This is a genomic window from Spirillospora sp. NPDC052269 (assembly GCF_040679435.1).
Taxonomy (GTDB): Bacteria; Actinomycetota; Actinomycetes; order Streptosporangiales; family Streptosporangiaceae; genus Spirillospora.
Genome location: NZ_JBFAUU010000005.1, coordinates 287944 through 306354 on the forward strand (window position 1 = coordinate 287944; position 18411 = coordinate 306354).

The following is an 18411-nucleotide window of genomic DNA, read 5'->3' on the forward strand; positions in this document are numbered from 1 at the left end:
AGGGCGGTCGGTTGCATGAACTCGGCATCGACTGTTGTCCGGTCCACCCCATTCGCGCAACCGGAATGCCGTTCTCGCTGCCGTTTCTTAACCTGAGCCAGGAAGACAAACTATCGAATCACGGAAAATACCGGCGCCTCGACACCTGGGCCGGACGCCGCCCCTCCCGTCCCCCCGTCCTACCATCGGCCGCATGAACTTCGTGGGTGCGTTGGACGAGGACAGACCGGAGATTCACCCGGACGCGTGGATCGCCCCCGGCGCGGTCGTGGTCGGACGCGTCCGGCTCGGCCGCGCGGCGAGCGTCTGGTACGGCTCGGTCCTGCGCGGCGAGGACGAGGAGATCGTCGTCGGGGACGAGTGCAACATCCAGGACCTGAGCTGCCTGCACGCCGACCCGGGCATGCCCGCCGTCCTGGAGGACCGGGTCAGCCTCGGGCACAAGGCGATGGTGCACGGCGCCCACGTCGAGACCGGCTCGCTCATCGGCATCGGCGCGATCGTCCTGAACGGCGCGCGGATCGGCGCGCACACCCTGGTCGCGGCGGGCGCGCTCGTCCCGCCGGGCAAGAAGATCCCGTCCGGCGTGCTGGTCGCGGGGACGCCGGGAAAGGTCGTCCGGGAGTTGACCGACGACGACCGGGCCGTCCTGCAGTACACGCCGGACGTGTACATGGAAAAGGCGCGGCGTCACGCGCGCGCGACCTGGCAGAGCTGAAAGCCGGCGGCGAGGAGGGCGGAAGCCGGGCCGCCGGCGGTCAAATGCGGCCAGCGGCCGCTGGCAGGGTTGGGGATTCCTTGACACGGCTACGATGACCACGTGGTGTGGGGACCGGGACGAGGGAATGCCCCACCGCCCGGGCAGGATCCGTTCGCGGCGGCCGAGCGGGACACGAGGGCGATGGTGGCCGCGGGGTGGTGGCAGTCGGCGCCGCCGCAGCAACGCCAGCATGCCATCGCGGGCCGCATGCTCGTCCTTCCGGACGGGACGTGGTGGCTGTTCGGCGCGTGGGCGCGCTGGTACCGGCTCCAGCCGTCCGATGGGCAGTGGTACCTGTGCCCGCCGCCGCATTCACCCGTCGTCCGTGCCGGCGCACGGCCCGCGCAGTACGCGGGCGGGCAGCCGCCGCAGCTCCCTCCGCACGTGGTGCCCGCCGGGCCGGACTTCTCCTACGACCCGTCGCCGTCGCTGACGTTCGTCCGGCGCGGGTTCGCGTCCGAGCTGACCGCCCGGATGCGCAGCACCCTCGCGTCCGCCGCCGCGCTCCCGGGCGCGGAGTACCCGCACGACGGAAAGATCTTCACCGCCCGGACGCCGTCCACGGTCGTCGCCGCGTGGGGCGTGATGCTGTGGTGCGCCGCCGCGCCCGCGTTCGACGCCCGCCACGACGCCGCGATGACCGGGCTCTGGGCGCGCCACCGGGCGAACCCGCTGCCCGACGTGGACGGCCCGCGCTGGCTCACCCCGCCCCCGCTGTCGCAGCTCGTGGGCCTGTACGCCGAACGGCTGCGCGCCGGGCGCGTCGACTCCGCCGTCGTCGTCCTGCGGACGATCTGGGCGACCGCCAGCGCGCTCCGCGACGATCCGCGCTTCCAGGCGCGCAGTGACGCGCTGCTCGCGATGGCGGGCGCGACGCTCGGCAACCCGACCGTCGACTACGGCGCCCTCCCCTACGGGGACGAGGCGATCGTCCAGCAGTGGCTGACGCGCTGCCCGCCGCACCTGGTGCCCGCGCTGCGCACCGAGAGCTCGCCGGGCGACAGCTTCCGGCACGCCTTCTACACCTTCGCCGAGGCCGTCGCGGACATCACCGGCGACGCGTCCGACCCGGCCTACATCGAGCCGCGCATGGTCGCCGCCGCGCTCCTCGCCGCCGACCTGGCCGTCGTCCGCGAGGACGTCGCCTCCGCGATCGTCCCGTGGCTGGACCCGGAGATCCGCTACACGGTGCAGGCCGTGATGAGCAATCACGGGCATCCGCTTCGACGCCTCTGGCCGGACGACCTGACCCTGGCCGAGCCGCTGCGGTCGGCGGTCGCCGCGTCCGGGGAGGGCGCGGACACCCTGCTCGCCGCGATGTACGAGCTCGACCTCGCGTGGTGCCGCCTGGCCGGAGGCATGCCCGCGCGCCCGCGCGGGTTCCCGACGCCGAACGCGATCGTCGCAGGCATCATCGGCCCCGAGCGCACGCGCGCGACCTCGCGCACGAGCACCGGCATCGCCATCCCCAAGAAGAACGCGCACTCGCAGCCGCCGTCTCCGTTCGGCATGCCCGTCCAGCCCGCGCAGCCAGGACAGGCCCCGCAGCCGCCCCAGGCGCCGTACGCGCCGCCCGGCGCCCCGGACATGGCGGGAGCGCCTGGCGGCCCGCCAGGCGCTGGAGCGCCTCCTCAGCCACTCGGACAGCCTCCCGTCCCCGGCGCGTTCGGCCCGCCCGCAACGCCCGGATATCCGCCTCAGGGCGCCGCACAGGGCGCGTTCGGGCAGCCGGGGGTGCCGGGACGGCCCGCCCAGGCCGTCCAGCCGCCGGGGCAGCCGTACGTCCAGCCCCCGGCGAACCAGGAGCAGCCGTTCGTCCAGCCCGCGCAGCCGGTCGACCCGCAGTTCGGTGCGCCCGCGCAGCCGGTGGATCCGCAGTTCGGCGCGTCCGCCCAGTCGGTCGATCCGCAGTTCGGTGTGCCCGCGCAGCCGGTGGATCCGCAGTTCGGTGCGCCGGCGCAGCCCGTTCCGCATGTGCCCAAGCCGGCCACCGGGCAGGACGAGCCGCAGGAGAGCTTCGCCCCGCCCTACACGGCCCTCGGCTACCAGCCTTCGGCCGGCAATGCCGTGCCATCGCAGAACCAGCCTCCCGGCGGTTTCGTTCCGCCAGGCGCGGGCCCGGGTGGCGGAGCGCCCGCCGGGTTCAACCAGTACGGCGCGCCTGCCCAGCCGCCGCACGAGGTGGAGGAGGCGACCAAGCCGGACGGCTCGTCCTCCAAGGGCGGGTTGAACGAGCCGCAGCATCCTCCGTACGCGGCCCTTGGGTACGCGCCGTCCGGATCCGGGCCTGGGCAGCCGCCCGTCCCGTCCTATGAGCAGGGCATGCCCCAGCCCCCGAACCGTCCGGGCGGCGCGGCGGGCTACCCGGGCTCCAACGCGCCCGGCAATGGGCAGCCGGGGCAGATCGATCCGCACGGCACGCGATTCGACGAGCCCGCGGCCCTGCACCAGCAGGCACCGCCGCCGGTCATACCGCCCAAGCCCGACATGCCCCCGCCTCGCACGCGCGTGCTGGGCCCGGACGACAGCGGAGCCGCCGTCCCTGGCGCCGGTGCGCCCGGTGCCGGTGCGCCCGGTGCTGGTGGGCCCGGTGCCGGTGGGCCCGGTGCCGGTGGGCCGCCCAAGAAGCCGGACCCGCCGGGTACGCGCGTGATGTCCGAGACGATGATCGGGGGCTTCGACTTCCTCGACCAGACGCCGTCGCCCGAACGTCCCGTGCACGAGATCCCGCCGCCGAGCGACCGCACCGAGCGGCGCGTCCTGGAGCGGTACGGCATCGGGTTCGTGTCCGGCGCGCAGGACGTCGCCGAGCTGCTCGACGGGATCCGCGAGCAGGCCGAGGCGTTCAACGCGGTGCTGTCGGCCGACGACGACTCCACCCGCATCGACGAGGTGTCCGGCATCCGCCGCGGGGTGCCGAGCGTGCTGCTGGTCGGCGCGCCGCACACCGGGCAGCGGCGGCTCGCCCGGATGGTCGCGCTGACCCTGGCCGAGGCGGGCCTGGGCGACGGGACGGTCCGCGCCCACGACGCCGACGACGTGCGCGAGTCCGGCGCCCGGACGCCTTCCGGAGCCCCGCCGAAGACCATCGTGGACGGCGTGGCCCCGCCGACCGCGGCCGACCTGATGAAGCAGGTGCTCGGCCAGCGCGGCCCGGCGATCCTGTTCGAGCGGCTGGACGCGGCGCTGTTCGGCGCGTCCGACCCGGCGGCGTTCGTGACGGCGGTGCGGCGGGCGCGGCGCGATCCGTCCACCGACACCGCGCTGATCGCGACGTGCGAGCCGTCGGCGTACAAGCGGATGCTCACCGACCACCCGCGCCTGGTCGAGGCGTTCCGGGTGTACCGGCTGCCGGACCTGTCCGATCCGGGGAACCGGATGACGCTGCTGCACCTGCTCGCCGACGAGCGGCGGGTCACGGTCGGCGGCGTCGCCCTCGGGACCGCCGGCGAGGACCTCGGCCGCCTGCGCGGCCCCGGCGACCTGGTGAACGCGCGGCTGGTCGAGGCCTACCTGGACACCGCCTGCCAGCGGCACCTGGAGCGCGCGGGCGCCTCGCGCGACCGGCTCGTCCTGGACCCGCAGGACCTGCACGGCATCGCCGAGGGCCTGGAACCGGCGCTCCGCCCGCCCGGCGACATCGACGGCTACCTGCGCCAGCTCGACGCCCTGCGCGGCCTGGACGAGGTGAAGTACACCGTCCACGAGCTGGTCGAGGAGGCGCGCGTCGCCGCCGACCGCGCCCGGTACGGCGTCACCGAGCACCGGCCGCTGCACCTGCTGCTCTCGGGGCCGCACGGCACCGGGAAGTCGACCGTCGCGGCCCTGGTCGGCGGGATGTTCGCCGCGCTCGGGCTGCTCGGCTCGGGCCACGTGGTGGCGTGCCGTCCCCCCCACCTGACCGGACGCGACGGGCACGACACCGAGGCGCGGGTCCGGGGCATGGTCGACCAGGCGCTCGGCGGGGTGCTGCTGGTCCAGGAGGCCCACCTGCTCGACCGCGTCCCCGAGGTGGTCGACGAGCTGCGCACCGTCCTGCGCCGCGACGGCCACCGCCTGCTGGTGGTCTGCGCCGGGCCGCCGGACGAGCTGCACGCCTTCCTCGCCGCCAATCCGGCGCTCCGGGAGGAGTTCGGCCAGCTCATCGAGTTCGAGCCGCTCGGCGACCGGGAGCTGGTCGGGCTGTTCCAGTCCTACGCCGAACGCGACCTCTACATGCTGGACGAGGAGCTGCGCGTCGAGCTGCTCGGCCGGTTCGAGCAGATGCGCGGCGACCCGTCCTTCGGCTACGCGCGCACCGTCCGCGAGCTGTTCGAGGGGACCATCGCCCGGCAGGCCGCCCGGCTCGCGGGCGCCGACGTCGACGCCTCCACCGTCGCCCGCCTCACCGTCGGCGACCTGCCCGAATCCTCCCTGCAGCAGATGATGGGCGGCCTCCAAGAAGGCTACTGACCGTCCCTCGGCCGTCCCTCGGCCGTCCCTCGGCCGTCCCTCGGGCGTCCCTCGGGCGTCCCCGGGCGGGCTCCGGACGGGCCCAGGGCGAGCCTCGGACGGGCCTCGGACGGGCCTCGGACGTCCCCGGACGGGTTTCGGACGTCCCCCAGGCGTCCCCGGGCGGGCCTCGGACGGGGCTGGGGCTGGCGACGGGCGGGGCCAAGGCAGGCCCCGGGCGGGGCCAGGGCGGGGTGCGGCCGGGGCCTTGGCGGGGGCCATGGGGGGCCGGGCAAAACGGGCCCTGTGGGGGTGATCCGGGCGGGCGGGGCCGCATCATCCGGGCGGGCCAGGGAAGGAAGGGGGCGGGAGTGGTCCCCGAATGGCCCTCTTGGGTCATGCGTCCCGACGAACCGGGACCGTACCCTTGACGTGGGCAGTGGGTGCGGCCCGTCCCTGCGCGGAGACGGTGTCATCGCAGGTGGCGGACGCGAATCGCAACCAGGAGGTGGACGCGGTGCGCCAGCGGAATCTCGACCTGCGCGTCCATGACCGGGTCGCACTTGACGAGATCGAACTCTACGCCGAGATGCTCAGCGCGGTCGCGGCGGCCGAGCGGCCGCTCACTCTCGCCGAGATCGACATGGTGCTCGGAGTCCGGTCCGGATGCGAACCCGGTCTTCGCGAGCTGTCGTCACGCGAATAACACGGCGGCTCGTCGGCAGGCCGAACCGGTGCCGGGACGTCCCAGCGGACGCCCGGCACCCGCTTTTACCCCCCGCCTCCGGGTCTCGTTCGGCTTCGCCTCCGGGTCCCGTTCACCCGCGCCTCCGGGTCCCGCTCACTCGCGCCTCCGGGTCCCGTTTACCCGCGCCTCCGGACCCCGTTCGGCCCCTCCTCCGGGCCTCGTTCGGCCCTGCCTCCGGACCCCGTTCGCGCCGCCACCGGACCCCGTTCGGCTCGTCCCCCGGCTCCCCTCTTGGCCCTGGACGGGGCTCGCGGGGCCCCTGAAGGGCCTTCGCGCGCCTCCTGTAACGAATATCACTCCGCGTCCCAGATGACCCTCTGTAACCACCACGCCCAGGCGGTACATCCCCCTGGACAGGGCTGTGTGTCGCGGGTGTGCATGTCGTGATCTAGGGCAACCTTGTAGGTGAGAGGATGGGGGACGGCGGTCGAACCTGGGGCGAAAGTTCTTTTTACGGCCGGTTGCGCCTACGATCCACAGCGGACTGTTCCGGCATCTCAGGAGAACGACGTGCGCTTGCGTCTCACGCCGCGTGAGGACAGCTTCTACGACATGTTCGCCGATTCGGCGAAGAATCTGGTCACCGGCGCCAGGTTGCTCGTGGAGCTCATCAGCGACGGCACTGACCGGGAAGCGATCGCGGAGAAGATGCGCGCCTGCGAGCACGCAGGCGACGAGGCGACCCACGCGATCATGCGGCGGCTGAACGAAACGTTCATCACGCCGTTCGACCGCGAGGACATCTACCGGCTCGCCTCCCAGATCGATGACGTCATTGACGAGATGGAGGAAGCCGCCGACCTCGTCGTGCTCTACAAGATCGACGAGTTCCCGAAGGAGATCGTGCACCAGGTCGAGGTCCTGGAGCGCGCCGCCGAGCTCACCGCCGAGGCGATGCCGCGGCTGCGCTCGATGAAGGAGCTCAACGAGTACTGGATCGAGATCAACCGGCTGGAGAACGAGGGCGACCGGGTCTACCGGAAGCTGCTGGCCAAGCTGTTCTCGGGCGAGTACGACACCCTCACCGTGCTGAAGTTGAAGCAGATCATCGACCGGTTGGAGGAGGCGGCCGACGCGTTCGAGCACGTCGCCAACACGGTTGAGACGATCGCGGTCAAGGAATCATGAGCGCTCCCGGCGACACGGACAGCGCGGTCCTCAGCAGGGACGCGACCGTCCCGGGTGAGGAGCCGTCGCTGGCCGAACAGGTCCGCCGGGGCCCGCACCGGTTCTGGTTCGCGCTGCCGATCGGGCTGCTGGTCGTCATCCTGCTCGGCGTGACGGGGGTGCGGGCGGAGTCGCAGGTCGCGATGCTCCTGCTCGTCATCCTGGTCTCGCTGGTCTTCGACTACACCAACGGCTTCCACGACGCGGCCAACGCGATCGCCACGGCGATCTCGACGCGTGCCCTCACACCACGCGTCGCGCTGCTGATGGCGGCCGTGATGAACATGCTGGGCGCGCTGCTCGGCGTGCAGGTCGCCAAGACGGTCAGCGAGGTGATCACCCCGCCCAGCGGGCTGCACGGCCTGACCGTGGTCGCGGCGGGCGTCATCGGCGCGATCTCCTGGAACCTCATCACCTGGTACTTCGGGCTGCCCTCGTCGTCCTCGCACGCCCTCATCGGCGGCGTGGTCGGCGCCGGGCTCGCCTCGGCGTCCTCGGTCGCCTGGTCCAAGGTGGTGGACAAGGTCGCGATCCCGATGGTGATCTCGCCGATCGTCGGCTTCATCGCCGCCTACGGCGTGATGCTGGCCATCCTGTGGATCTTCCGTAAGAAGAACCCCAGCAAGGTCGGCCGGCGGTTCCGGATCGCGCAGACGCTGTCCGCCTCGTCCCTGGCCCTCGGGCACGGCCTCCAGGACGCGCAGAAGACGATGGGCATCATCGTCCTCGCGCTGGTCACCACGGGCCACTCGAACGGCAAGGGCGTCCCGTGGTGGGTCATCGTGCTGTGCGCGGGCGCGCTGTCGGCCGGGACCTACGCGGGCGGCTGGCGCATCATGCGCACGCTCGGCCGCAAGGTCATCGAGGTCGACCCGCCGAAGGGCTTCGCCGCCGAGGCGACCGCGTCGGTCATCCTGTACCTGACCGCCTACATCTGGCACGCTCCGATCTCCACCACGCACACGATCACCGCTTCGATCATGGGCGTGGGCGCGACCAAGCGGCTGTCGGCCGTGCGCTGGGGCATCGCCGGGAACATCGTGGTCGCCTGGGTGCTGACCATGCCCGCCGCGGCCATCGTGGCGGCGGTCGTGTACTACATCGTGCACTTCTTCGGGGCCTGACCCCGGGAGCGAACGAGTGAGGGCCGTCCCCGGCGGGGGACGGCCCTCTTCGTTCGTTGTGCCCTGGTCCTACTTGCCGGCGATGCGGTCCAGCGCGGGCGGGCTGATCGGCGAGTGGGAGCCGAGGTAGTTCACCAGCGCGTCCAGGTCGATCGGGCCGAGAACCTGGTCCTTGCCCTGGGTGAAGACGGAGAAGCCGTCCCCGCCGCCGAGCAGGAAGTTGTTCGCGGCGACCTTGTAGGACGCGGCCGGGTCGACGGGCTTGCCGTCGATGGTGATGGCGGAGACGCGGTCACCGATCGGCCTGGTGCGGTCGATGGTGAAGTGCAGGCCGGAGGACGGCTGCAGGATCTTCTCGCCCGCGCTCGTCCACTGCTGCTCGAGGACGTCGTCCAGCTGCTTGCCGGTCAGCGTGGTCACGCCGGTGATGTTGCTGAACGGCTGGACGGCGAAGGCGTCGCCGTAGGTGACCGTGCCGCCGTCCTTGTAGACCAGGTCGGTGCGGACGCCGCCGGGGTTGGTGACGGCGACCTGGGCGCCCTTGTCCTTGACGGACTCGAGCTGCGCGTCCGCGATCACGTCGCCGAGCGCGGTCTCACCGGCCGGGCTCTGCGCGCGGGTCAGGGCGGCGGTGATCGTGCCGATCTTCTTGTTCGCGGTCGCGGCGACCTTGTCCTTCCAGTACTGGACGAAGGCCTCGGTGCCCGGGTCCGGCTTCACGTCGCGGGTGACGACGTGGTTGACGCCCTTCATGGACGACCGGACGATGTCGTGCGTCCTGCGGTCCACCTGGAGGTCGACCTGCGTGATGACGCGGCCGAAGGACGAGCCGGAGGAGTACAGCCGCGGCTGCCCGTTCGGGTCCTTGACCGTGCAGACGTACTGCTGGTGGGTGTGCCCGGCGAGGACGACGTCGATGTCCGGGTCGGCCTCGGCGGCGATGCGGGTGCCCGCGCCCGGCACGACGCCGCAGTCGTTCGGCTTGGAACCCTGGACGACCTGGTCGCCCTCGTGGACGAGCAGGACCATCGCGTGCACGCCGCGCTTCTTGAGCTCGCGCGCGGACCGGTTGGCCGCGGCGACCTCGTCGTCGAACTTCAGGCCCTTGATGCCGTCCGCGGTGACGATGTTCGGCGTGGTCTTGGTGACGACGCCGATGATGCCGACCCGGACGCCGTTGATCTCGCGGATCGTCCAGGGCTTGAGGGCGGGCTTGTTCGTCTTCTCCCGGAGCACGTTGGCCGCGAGGTAGTCGAACTTCGCGCCCTTCCAGGGGCCCGCGGGGGAGCATCCGTCGACGGGGTGGCAGCCGCCGTTCTGGATGCGCTTGAGCTCGGTCAGCCCCTCGTCGAACTCGTGGTTGCCGACCGCCGACGCGGTCAGGCCGATGTCACCCATGAACTGGACGGATGGCTCGTCGTGGTAAGCCGCGGAGATCAGGGGGGAGGCGCCGATGAGGTCGCCCTGGGCGACCTTCAGGGTGTTGCGGTCGGTCAGCTGCTTGATGTGCGCGGCGACATAGGCGGCGCCGCCCGCGGGGACGGAGGCGCCGTTGTCGTCGACGGCCGTCCCGGAGCTGCCGGTGGGCGGCTCGAGGTTGCCGTGGAAGTCGTTGAGGGCGAGCAGCCGCACCGGAACGGTCTTTCCGTTGTCGTGCGACGGCGCCGCCCCGGCGGGCTGGGCCGCGACGGCCGTCACCGCCACCGCGGCGGTCGCCGCGGCCAGTGTGAGACGAGGTCGGATCATGGTTCGGGAACCTAACCAACCGGCGCGTCGCGATCCATACGCCCTAATGACGGTTTCGTGACGTTTTGACGGTCGGGCCGCCCTGTCGCGGCATGTCCGCATGTCCGGGGTGGAACATCCGGGGTCGCCCGGTTCCGAATCGGGGTCGCTGACCTAGGCTGTGATCATGACGGAGTCGCAGATCGTCGAGCTGATCGAGGCCGCCACCAAGACGGACGGTGTCGCGCCGCTCTCGGAGCACGCCATGCTCGCGCTGAAGGCCGGCCGCGTCGGCGTGGTCGTCCGGGAGAACGAGACGGTCGTCGGCTACGCCCACCTCGACCCGGCCACGGGCGAGGAGCCCGCGTCGGGCGAACTGGTCGTCCACCCCGGGCACCGGCAGCGCGGGTTCGGGCGGCGGCTGGTGCGGGAGCTCAAGAAGGAGGCGGACGGCCCGCTGCGCATCTGGGCCCACGGCGACCTGCCCGCCGCCGCGCGCCTGGCCGAGTCCGAGGGGATGACCCGCAGCCGCGTCCTCTTCCAGCTGCGCAAGTCGGCCGACGATCCGATGGTCGAGGTCGTCCCGCCGGCCGGGGTCACGATCCGCGCCTTCCGTCCCGACCAGGACGAGGAGGCGTGGCTCGAGGTCAACGCCCGCGCCTTCGCCTCCCACCCCGAGCAGGGGCAGTGGACGATCGACGACGTGCGCGAGCGCCAGGCCGAGTCGTGGTTCGACCCCGAGGGCTTCTTCCTGGCCGAGCGCGACGGCCGCCTGATCGGCTTCCACTGGACGAAGATCCACCCGGACGGCCTGGGCGAGGTCTACGTCATCGGCGTCGACCCGTCCGCGCAGGGGATCGGCCTCGGCCGCACCCTGACCCTCACCGGCCTCCACCACCTGCGCGACGTCGGCGTCCCGGCCATCCTGCTCTACGTGGACGAGGACAACCCGTCGGCGCTGCACCTCTACGACTCGCTCGGCTTCGCCCGCTACTCCGTGGACGTGATGTACGCGACCTGAGCCTGGAGGTACGCGACCTGGGTCCGGAACGGCTCGAAGCTGAAGAAAGGCTGACAATTGTCGGACTTGTCCCGATAGCGGCCTGTCAAGCCTGCCAGGCTCCCCGACCAAATGATCTTTTGGTCGGGACGAGGCGTCGGGGACAGGGGCCGGAGGGCGTGCGGGGACGCGGTCCGGAGAGCGCGGCATGCCGCCGGGACGGGTCTCCGGGCGGACCTGCCCTTCGCCCTCCTCCTCGCCCTCGGAACCGCGCTGCGGGCGCTCGCCATCGCGGGATACCGGCCGGTGCTGTGGTTCAACGACGCCTACGACTACGTCCGGATCGGGCTCTCGCCGTTCGCGCACCCGCTCCGTCCGCAGGGGTACGGGCTGGCGTTGTGGCTGCTCAAGCCGGTGCACAGCCTGACGACGGTCGTCGCGCTCCAGCACGTCCTGGTGCTCGTCGTCGCGATCGCCGGGTACCGGCTGACGACCCGGGGGCTGGGCGTCCGGCGCGGATGGGCGGCCCTGGCGATCGCGCCCGTCCTGCTGGATCCGTACCAGGTCCAGCTCGAGCACATGCCGATGTCGGACACGCTCTTCTTCGGGCTGGCGTTCGGCGCGGTGGCCCTCCTGGTCCGGTGCGACCCGCCCCGGGGGACGGCCGCGCGGACGCTCGGACGGGTCGCCGCGGCCGGGCTGCTGTTCGGCCTGGCGACGATCACCCGGACGGTCGGGGTGCCGCTGGTCGTCCTGGGGGTTCTGTACCTGGTCGTCCGATGCCGGGCCGCGGGGTCGCGGCGGATCCGGGTGGCGGCGCCCGTGCTGCTGGTCGCGGTCTTCGCCGTCCCGGTCGGCGCGATCCTCGTCTGGTTCCAGGCGGAGCACGGCAGGTACGCCCTCGGTGACGCCGACGGCGTCTTCCTCTGGGGGCGCACCGCCTCCTTCGCCGACTGCGACGCGCACACCCCTCCGCCGCGCCTGCGGCGCATGTGCCCGACCAAGCCGGTCGGGGAACGGTCCGCCTCGTCCACGCAGATCTGGGAGGCGGGTTCACCGACCGGCTGGCAGCACGGCCGCCCCTTCTCGCCCGAGACGAACGAGCGCGGACGCGAGTTCGCGATCTGGGCCATAGGCAACCAGCCCGGCGACTACGTCAGGACCGTTTCCTGCGACGTGTTCGTCCGTTCCTTCGCCTGGTCGAATCACGGGTACCCGCATCCGTGGACCGTGTCCTTCTACCAGTTCCCCAAGCAGCCGCGTCCGTCCCCGCACATCGCCCTGATCGGCGGCGGCACGGACGAGAGCGTCTCGCGCGCGTACGAGCACGGGCCGGCGGCGACCAGGGTCGTCGAGCCGTTCGGGGGGCTCCTGCGCGCCTACCAGGCCCATGTCCGCACGCCCGGAACCGTGCTGGGCGTCGCCGCGCTCGTGGGCGCGGTGGGCGTCTTCCGCCGCGGGAACCCCGCCGCCATGCCGGCGCTCCTGATGTGGTGCACCGGCATGGCCCTGGTGGTGACCCCTCCGGCGACGGTGGACTTCGACTCCCGCTACCTGCTCCCCGCCGCCCCGTTCCTCCTCATGGCCGCCGTGACGGCCTGGCGTCCCGCCTACACGTTGCCGCCGGACGACGGCCCGGACGGCAGCAGGGCCGCCCGGATCACCTCGAGCATCGCGGCCTCCGAGCCGTCATGGCCCGTGTCCACGATCTTGAACTCGCTGTCCGGCCAGGCCCGCGCGAGGTTCCAGGGGATGTCGGGTGAACTGCTCACGTCCAGGCGTCCGTGAACGAGGGTCCCGGGGACCCCCGCCAGCTTGGACGCGCCGAGCAGCAGCTCGTCCTCGCCCATGAACGCCGCGTTCTTCCAGTAGTGGGTGACCAGCCGCGCGAAGCACATGCGGAAGGCTGGGTCCTCGTAGCGGGGGCTCTTCCTGAAGCCCGTCGCGAAGCCCATGTGCGTGTCCTCCCACGCGCACCAGTCGCGGGACGCCTTGTCCCGCACCTCGGGGTCGGGGGAGTGGAGGAGGCGTGAGTAGGCGGCCGCCAGGTTCCCGTCGCGGTCGGCCTCGGGGACGCCGTCCCGGTAGGCCTCCCAGCGGCCGGGGAAGAGCCGTCCGACGCCGCGGGTGATCCACTCGACCTCGCGGTGGGTCGTGGTGACCACGGAGAACAGGACCAGGTCGGTCACGCGGTCCGGGTGGGCCTCGGCGTAGGCGAGGGCGAGGGTGCTGCCCCAGGAGCCGCCCAGGACCGTCCAGCGGTCGATGCCGAGGTGCTCGCGGAGCCGCTCGATGTCGGCGACCAGGTGTTGGGTGGTGTTGGCGCTGAGGTCGATCTCCGGTTCGGACGCGTGCGGCAGGCTCCGGCCGCAGTTCCGCTGGTCCAGCAGGACGACGCGGTGGACGTCCAGGTCGAAGAAGGTCAGCCAGCCCGTGTTGCAGCCCGAGCCCGGGCCGCCGTGCAGGACGATCGCGGGGCGCCCGTTGGGGGTTCCATGGGCTTCCCAGTAGAGAAGGTTTCCGTCGCTCACAGGGAGGTGCGGCATGGCGTCCATGCTGCCAGAACCCCTATGCACAAGGGGATGACCTGGGGTGTTAACCCCACGTCCATGGCCTGTCGAGGCATTCTTCCTGGTCGTTGAAGTTTGAGTTCATTCTCCGTTCACCTGGATCGGGGCGTCCGGACACTTCGCCCGAATAGCTTCACACTCGACGGTGAGCCCACTACCTGGACAAACGTCCAAAACCCTCCGGTCGGGACACCGCTGACGACGTTAGAGGAGATCTTGCGGTGAAGAACGGTTCTCGGCTGGCCGCCCTTGGCGGTGTCGTGGTCGCTGGTGCCCTGGCCCTGAGTGCCTGTGGCAGCGACAACAACTCCGGCACCAGCGCGAGCGAGGCCCCCACCGGCAACATCGACTGCGCCAAGGGCACGGTCAACGCCGCCGGCTCCAGCGCCCAGAAGAACGCCATCGAGGAGTGGACCAAGCTCTTCGCGGCCAAGTGCGCGGGCGCCAACCTGAACTACAACCCGGCCGGGTCGGGCGCGGGCATCCAGTCCTTCAACTCCGGCCAGGTCTCGTTCGCCGGCTCGGACTCGGCGCTCAAGCCGGCCGAGGCGACCGCCGCGGAGAAGCGCTGCACGGCCCCGGCCGTGAACCTGCCGATGGTCGTCGGCCCGATCGCCGTCGTCTACAACGTGGACGGCGCCGACTCCCTGAAGCTGTCCCCCGAGACGATCGCGGGGATCTTCGCGGGCAAGATCAAGACCTGGGACGACCCGGCGATCGCCAAGGAGAACTCCGGCGTCAAGCTGTCCGGCCCGATCAAGACGATCTACCGCGCGGACGAGTCCGGCACCACGGAGAACTTCACCAAGTACCTCAAGGCCACCGCCCCCGGCGCGTGGACCTGGGAGCCGGCCAAGAAGTGGCCGAACGGCGTCGGCCAGGGCGCGACCAAGTCCGACGGCGTGTCCGCGCAGGTCAAGAGCACCAAGGGCTCCATCTCCTACGTCGAGATGTCCTTCGCGACCAACAACAGCCTGAAGACCGCCGACGTCAAGAACGCCGCGGGCGAGTACGCCAAGCTGTCCCCGGAGAGCGCGTCCAAGGCCGTCGCGGGCGCCCAGGTCGTCGGCACCGGCAACGACGTCGCGCTGAAGATCGACTACACGACCAAGGAGGCCGGGGCCTACCCGATCGTCCTGGTCACCTACGAGATCGCCTGCACCAAGGGCCTGCCGGCCGACCAGTCGAAGTTCGTCAAGTCCTTCCTGACCTACACCTCCAGCGCTGACGGTCAGAAGATCCTCACCAACCTGGGCTACGCGCCGCTGCCCGACAGCGTGCTCACCAAGGTCCAGACGTCCGTCAAGGCCCTCTCCTGACACCCGAGGTCCCTGACACCGGCAGCCCCCTCGCCAGCACCACTGGCCAGGGGGCTACCCCCGGTTCACCCCATCCCACCCCACCAGGAGGGTTCCCCGTGAGCAGTCAGTCCGGCGTCGACGCCGCGGTCGGCGCGCGGCATCGCGCAGAGGGCCGGCGGATGAGCACCGGCCGGGCCGGTGACAGGATCTTCGCCGGGGCCGCCCGCGGCTCCGGGATCCTGGTGCTGGCGATCATGGCCGCGATCGCGGTCTTCCTCGTCTGGAAGGCGATCCCGGCGCTCCAGGCCAACAAGGCGAACTTCCTCACCTCGCAGGACTGGAACCCGAACGCGACGCCCGCGAAGTTCGGCATCGTCCAGCTCGCCTTCGGCACGGTCGTGTCGTCCGCGCTGGCGCTGATCATCGCCACCCCGGTCGCGCTCGGCATCGCCCTGTTCATCGCGTTCTACTCGCCGCGCAAGCTCTCGTCGGGCCTCGGCTACGTCGTGGACCTGCTCGCGGCCGTCCCGTCGATCGTGTACGGCCTGTGGGGGCTGCTCGTCCTCGCCCCGCACATGGACGGGGTCAGCAAGTTCCTCAACACCGTGCTCGGCTGGATCCCGTTCTTCGGCGGCGACAGCCCCGGCAAGAACTCGATCTTCACCGCCTCGGTGGTGCTGGCGATCATGATCCTGCCGATCATCTCGTCCATCTCCCGCGAGATCTTCCTGCAGGTCCCGCGCGCGAACGTGGAGGCCGCGCTGGCGCTCGGCGCGACCCGCTGGGAGATGATCCGGCTGTCGGTGCTGCCCTACGGCCGGTCCGGCGTGATCGGCGCGTCCATGCTCGGCCTCGGCCGCGCGATGGGCGAGACGATCGCCGTCGCGATGGTGCTGACCTTCGCGCCCGGCGTGAACGTGCACCTCCTGGAGGACGGCGGCAACACCTTCGCCGCGAACATCGCCAAGAGCTTCGGCGAGGCCACCGACACCGGACGCGGCGCGCTGATCGCCTCCGGCCTCGTCCTCTTCGTGATCACCCTCGTCGTCAACATGGCGGCCCGGGCGGTCGTCGCCCGCCGCAAGGAGTTCGTGTGAGCAGCCCGTCCACCTCGCTCGGGTCGGTCTCGGCCGGGCGCAAGATCAAGGACCGGCTCGTCCAGGGCCTGGTCTACCTGGCGTTCGCGCTCGCGGTGATCCCGCTGATCTCGCTGCTGTGGACGGTGGTCAAGCACGGCGCCAAGCGCTTCGACGCGGACTTCTTCGGCCACTCCATGAACGGCCTGGCCGGCAAGGACGCGGGTGGCGGCGCCTACCACGCGATCATCGGCACCCTCGAGCAGGTCCTGATCACCAGCGTGATCGCGGTCCCGATCGCCCTGCTCGCCGCGGTCTACCTGGTCGAGTACGGCGGCCGGAGCAAGCTGGCGAAGGCCGTCAGCTTCTTCGTGGACGTCATGACCGGCATCCCGTCCATCGTCGCGGGCCTGTTCGTCCTGGCGCTGTGGCTGCTGACCCTCAAGATGGGCTTCTCCGGCTTCGCCGGCGCGCTGTCCCTGGCCATCCTGATGATCCCGACGGTCATCCGGGCGGCCGAGGAGATGCTGAAGCTCGTCCCGAACGACCTGCGCGAGGCGTCCTTCGCGCTGGGCGTGCCGCGCTGGCGGACGATCTGCTTCGTCGTCCTGCCGACCGCGCTGCCCGGCATCATCACCGGCGTCATGCTCGCCGTCGCGCGGGTCATGGGCGAGACCGCCCCGCTGCTGCTGACGATCTTCATCACGAAGGCGATCAACACCGACCCGTTCACCGGCCCGCAGGGGTCCCTGCCCACCTTCATCTGGGACCAGGCGGCCGACCCCAACGCCAACGCGGTCGACCGGGCCTGGACCGGCGCGCTGGTGCTGATCCTGATCATCATGCTGTTCAACCTGGTGGCCCGGCTCGTCGCGCGCGCGTACAAGCCCACCGGACGCTAGTTCACCCGAGGAGTACGAAGTCTCATGGCCAAGCGGATCGAAGTCTCGGGGCTGCACGCCTACTACGGCGGCACCCACGCCATCGAGGACATCTCGATGACGGTCGAGCCGCGTTCGGTGACGGCGTTCATCGGCCCGTCCGGCTGCGGCAAGTCCACCTTCCTGCGCACCCTGAACCGGATGCACGAGGTCATCCCGGGCGCCCGTGTCGAGGGCAAGGTCATGCTGGATGACGAGGACCTCTACGGCGCGTCCGTCGACCCCGTCGCCGTCCGCCGCACCGTCGGCATGGTCTTCCAGCGCCCCAACCCGTTCCCGACGATGTCGATCTACGACAACGTCGCCGCGGGCCTGAAGCTGAACGGCGTCCGGCGCAAGTCCCAGCTGGACGAGACCGTCGAGGAGTCGCTGAAGGGCGCCAACCTCTGGGAAGAGGTCAAGGACCGCCTCGGCAAGCCCGGCGCGGGCCTGTCCGGCGGCCAGCAGCAGCGCCTCTGCATCGCCCGCGCGATCGCCGTCCAGCCCCAGGTCCTGCTGATGGACGAGCCCTGCTCGGCGCTCGACCCGATCTCCACCCTCGCCATCGAGGACCTGATCGCCAAGCTGAAGAACCAGTACACGATCGTCATCGTCACCCACAACATGCAGCAGGCCGCCCGCGTCAGCGACCGGACCGCCTTCTTCAACATCGCCGGCACCGGCAAGCCCGGCAAGCTCATCGAGATCGACGACACCTCGAAGATCTTCACCAACCCCGAGCAGAAGGCCACCGAGGACTACATCACCGGCCGCTTCGGCTAACCGCCCCGCCGCACACTCCGCACCGGTGGGGAGGTTTCGGATCCCAGCCCCCGGTTATACAATTCTTCATATAGTCGCAGAGTGAGCGAGCTGTGGCGGATCGAGATCGAGCCGGAGATCCGGGAGTGGCTGCGGGCGCTGTCCGATCGGCAGTACGACAAGGTCGAGCGGGCGGTCGACATGCTCGCGGCGCGTCCGACGACCCTCGGCGAACCGTACTCGCGGCACCTCGGGGGCAAGCTCCGGGAACTCCGCTTCACTCTGGACGGGAGCGCCGTCCGTCTGTCCTACTGGCTTGCTCCGCAGCGGCGGATCGTGCTGCTGACCGTGTTCCGCAAGTCCAGGCCTCGTGAGGAGGCGGAGGTCGAGCGGGCTCGGCTGGCGCAGAGTGCGTGTGAGGCGGGGCATGGCAGGGCCGAGCACACGTATGACCGGACCTCGGAGGACGGGCGATGAACCACGACCAGTGGAAGACCCGGAGAGCCCGGCGGCTCTTGGGGGATTCCGTCGAGGAATCCCCTGCTTACACAGAAGCGGGGTACGCGCTCGGGCTCGGGCAGGCCGTCTACGACCGCCGTACGGAGCTGGGGCTCTCCCAGGCGGAACTCGCCCGGCGTGCGGGCATGACGCAGCCCCAGATCTCCAACATCGAAGGCGGGGACTCGGTGCCCACGCTGCCGCTGCTGACCCGGCTCGCCAGTGCGCTGGACTCCGCGCTCACCATCCGCCTGGACGACGAGACGTCCACCTTCGTCTTCGCTCCCCACGGGGGGCCGCCGGCGGGTGCCGGGACTTCTGCGGCTTGA

Annotated in this window: 14 protein-coding genes; 12 read left to right on the top strand and 2 right to left on the bottom strand. The window is 71.2% G+C overall.

What is annotated here, in order from left to right:
• Positions 1 to 193: 193 nt before the first annotated feature.
• From AB0L06_RS12805 to AB0L06_RS12825, 5 genes are all read left to right on the top strand, one after another.
• Complete coding sequence (locus tag AB0L06_RS12805) at positions 194 to 718, top strand: gamma carbonic anhydrase family protein (protein ID WP_500231117.1); 525 nt, start codon at positions 194 to 196, stop codon at positions 716 to 718.
• Positions 719 to 820: 102 nt separating this feature from the next.
• Complete coding sequence (locus AB0L06_RS12810) at positions 821 to 5212, top strand: ATP-binding protein (RefSeq protein WP_500231118.1); 4392 nt, start codon at positions 821 to 823, stop codon at positions 5210 to 5212.
• A 460-nt stretch (positions 5213 to 5672) separates the two neighbouring features.
• Positions 5673 to 5897: a hypothetical protein gene (locus tag AB0L06_RS12815; protein WP_245628023.1), complete on the top strand. Its 225-nt coding sequence runs from the start codon at positions 5673 to 5675 to the stop codon at positions 5895 to 5897.
• Positions 5898 to 6449: 552 nt separating this feature from the next.
• A complete protein-coding gene (locus tag AB0L06_RS12820) occupies positions 6450 to 7067 on the top strand; it encodes a DUF47 domain-containing protein (RefSeq protein ID WP_500231119.1) in 618 nt (205 codons plus the stop codon).
• On the top strand, positions 7064 to 8230 hold the full coding sequence (locus AB0L06_RS12825; protein ID WP_500231120.1) for an inorganic phosphate transporter: 1167 nt from the start codon (positions 7064 to 7066) through the stop codon (positions 8228 to 8230). Before AB0L06_RS12820 ends, AB0L06_RS12825 begins: the two co-directional genes overlap by 4 nt.
• Before the next feature lie 69 nt (positions 8231 to 8299).
• Here the strand turns inward: AB0L06_RS12825 and AB0L06_RS12830 are convergent, their stop codons facing one another.
• Positions 8300 to 9976 carry a bifunctional metallophosphatase/5'-nucleotidase gene (locus AB0L06_RS12830; RefSeq protein WP_500231121.1) on the bottom strand — a complete coding sequence of 559 codons (1677 nt, stop codon included), beginning with the start codon at positions 9974 to 9976 and terminating at the stop codon, positions 8300 to 8302.
• Positions 9977 to 10142: 166 nt separating this feature from the next.
• On the opposite strand from AB0L06_RS12830, the gene mshD reads away from it, so the two are divergent.
• Positions 10143 to 10976 carry a mycothiol synthase gene (gene mshD / locus AB0L06_RS12835; protein WP_500231122.1) on the top strand — a complete coding sequence of 278 codons (834 nt, stop codon included), beginning with the start codon at positions 10143 to 10145 and terminating at the stop codon, positions 10974 to 10976.
• A 1589-nt stretch (positions 10977 to 12565) separates the two neighbouring features.
• Here mshD and pip read toward each other — a convergent pair.
• Positions 12566 to 13501, bottom strand: coding sequence for a prolyl aminopeptidase (gene pip, locus AB0L06_RS12840; protein ID WP_500231123.1), 936 nt, complete (start codon positions 13499 to 13501; stop codon positions 12566 to 12568).
• A gap of 245 nt (positions 13502 to 13746) precedes the next feature.
• Between pip and pstS the strand changes: the two genes are divergently transcribed.
• The 6 genes from pstS (at position 13747) to AB0L06_RS12870 (ending at position 18411) form a co-directional block, all read left to right on the top strand.
• Positions 13747 to 14844: a phosphate ABC transporter substrate-binding protein PstS gene (pstS, locus tag AB0L06_RS12845; RefSeq protein ID WP_500231124.1), complete on the top strand. Its 1098-nt coding sequence runs from the start codon at positions 13747 to 13749 to the stop codon at positions 14842 to 14844.
• 161 nt (positions 14845 to 15005) lie between these two features.
• Positions 15006 to 15923, top strand: a complete 918-nt coding sequence (pstC, locus tag AB0L06_RS12850) for a phosphate ABC transporter permease subunit PstC (RefSeq protein WP_500231320.1) — start codon at positions 15006 to 15008, stop codon at positions 15921 to 15923.
• Positions 15920 to 16804 (top strand): phosphate ABC transporter permease PstA, encoded by an 885-nt coding sequence (gene pstA, locus AB0L06_RS12855; RefSeq protein WP_500231125.1) that lies wholly within the window; start codon positions 15920 to 15922, stop codon positions 16802 to 16804. Before pstC ends, pstA begins: the two co-directional genes overlap by 4 nt.
• A 24-nt stretch (positions 16805 to 16828) precedes the next feature.
• A complete protein-coding gene (pstB, locus tag AB0L06_RS12860; RefSeq protein ID WP_500231126.1) occupies positions 16829 to 17605 on the top strand; it encodes a phosphate ABC transporter ATP-binding protein PstB in 777 nt (258 codons plus the stop codon).
• Between the two features lie 81 nt (positions 17606 to 17686).
• On the top strand, positions 17687 to 18061 hold the full coding sequence (locus tag AB0L06_RS12865) for a type II toxin-antitoxin system RelE/ParE family toxin (RefSeq protein ID WP_500231127.1): 375 nt from the start codon (positions 17687 to 17689) through the stop codon (positions 18059 to 18061).
• Entirely contained in the window at positions 18058 to 18411 is a 354-nt protein-coding gene (locus AB0L06_RS12870) for a helix-turn-helix domain-containing protein (protein ID WP_500231128.1), read from the top strand. The genes AB0L06_RS12865 and AB0L06_RS12870 overlap by 4 nt, the downstream gene beginning before the upstream one ends.

Coding starts and splice junctions, on each gene's coding strand:
- AB0L06_RS12805 (WP_500231117.1), top strand. CDS start 194: ATGAACTTCGTGGGTGCGTTGGACGAGGACAGACCGGAGATTCACCCG.
- AB0L06_RS12825 (WP_500231120.1), top strand. CDS start 7,064: ATGAGCGCTCCCGGCGACACGGACAGCGCGGTCCTCAGCAGGGACGCG.
- AB0L06_RS12830 (WP_500231121.1), bottom strand. CDS start 9,976: ATGATCCGACCTCGTCTCACACTGGCCGCGGCGACCGCCGCGGTGGCG.
- mshD (WP_500231122.1), top strand. CDS start 10,143: ATGACGGAGTCGCAGATCGTCGAGCTGATCGAGGCCGCCACCAAGACG.
- pip (WP_500231123.1), bottom strand. CDS start 13,501: ATGCCGCACCTCCCTGTGAGCGACGGAAACCTTCTCTACTGGGAAGCC.
- pstC (WP_500231320.1), top strand. CDS start 15,006: ATGAGCACCGGCCGGGCCGGTGACAGGATCTTCGCCGGGGCCGCCCGC.
- pstB (WP_500231126.1), top strand. CDS start 16,829: ATGGCCAAGCGGATCGAAGTCTCGGGGCTGCACGCCTACTACGGCGGC.
- AB0L06_RS12870 (WP_500231128.1), top strand. CDS start 18,058: ATGAACCACGACCAGTGGAAGACCCGGAGAGCCCGGCGGCTCTTGGGG.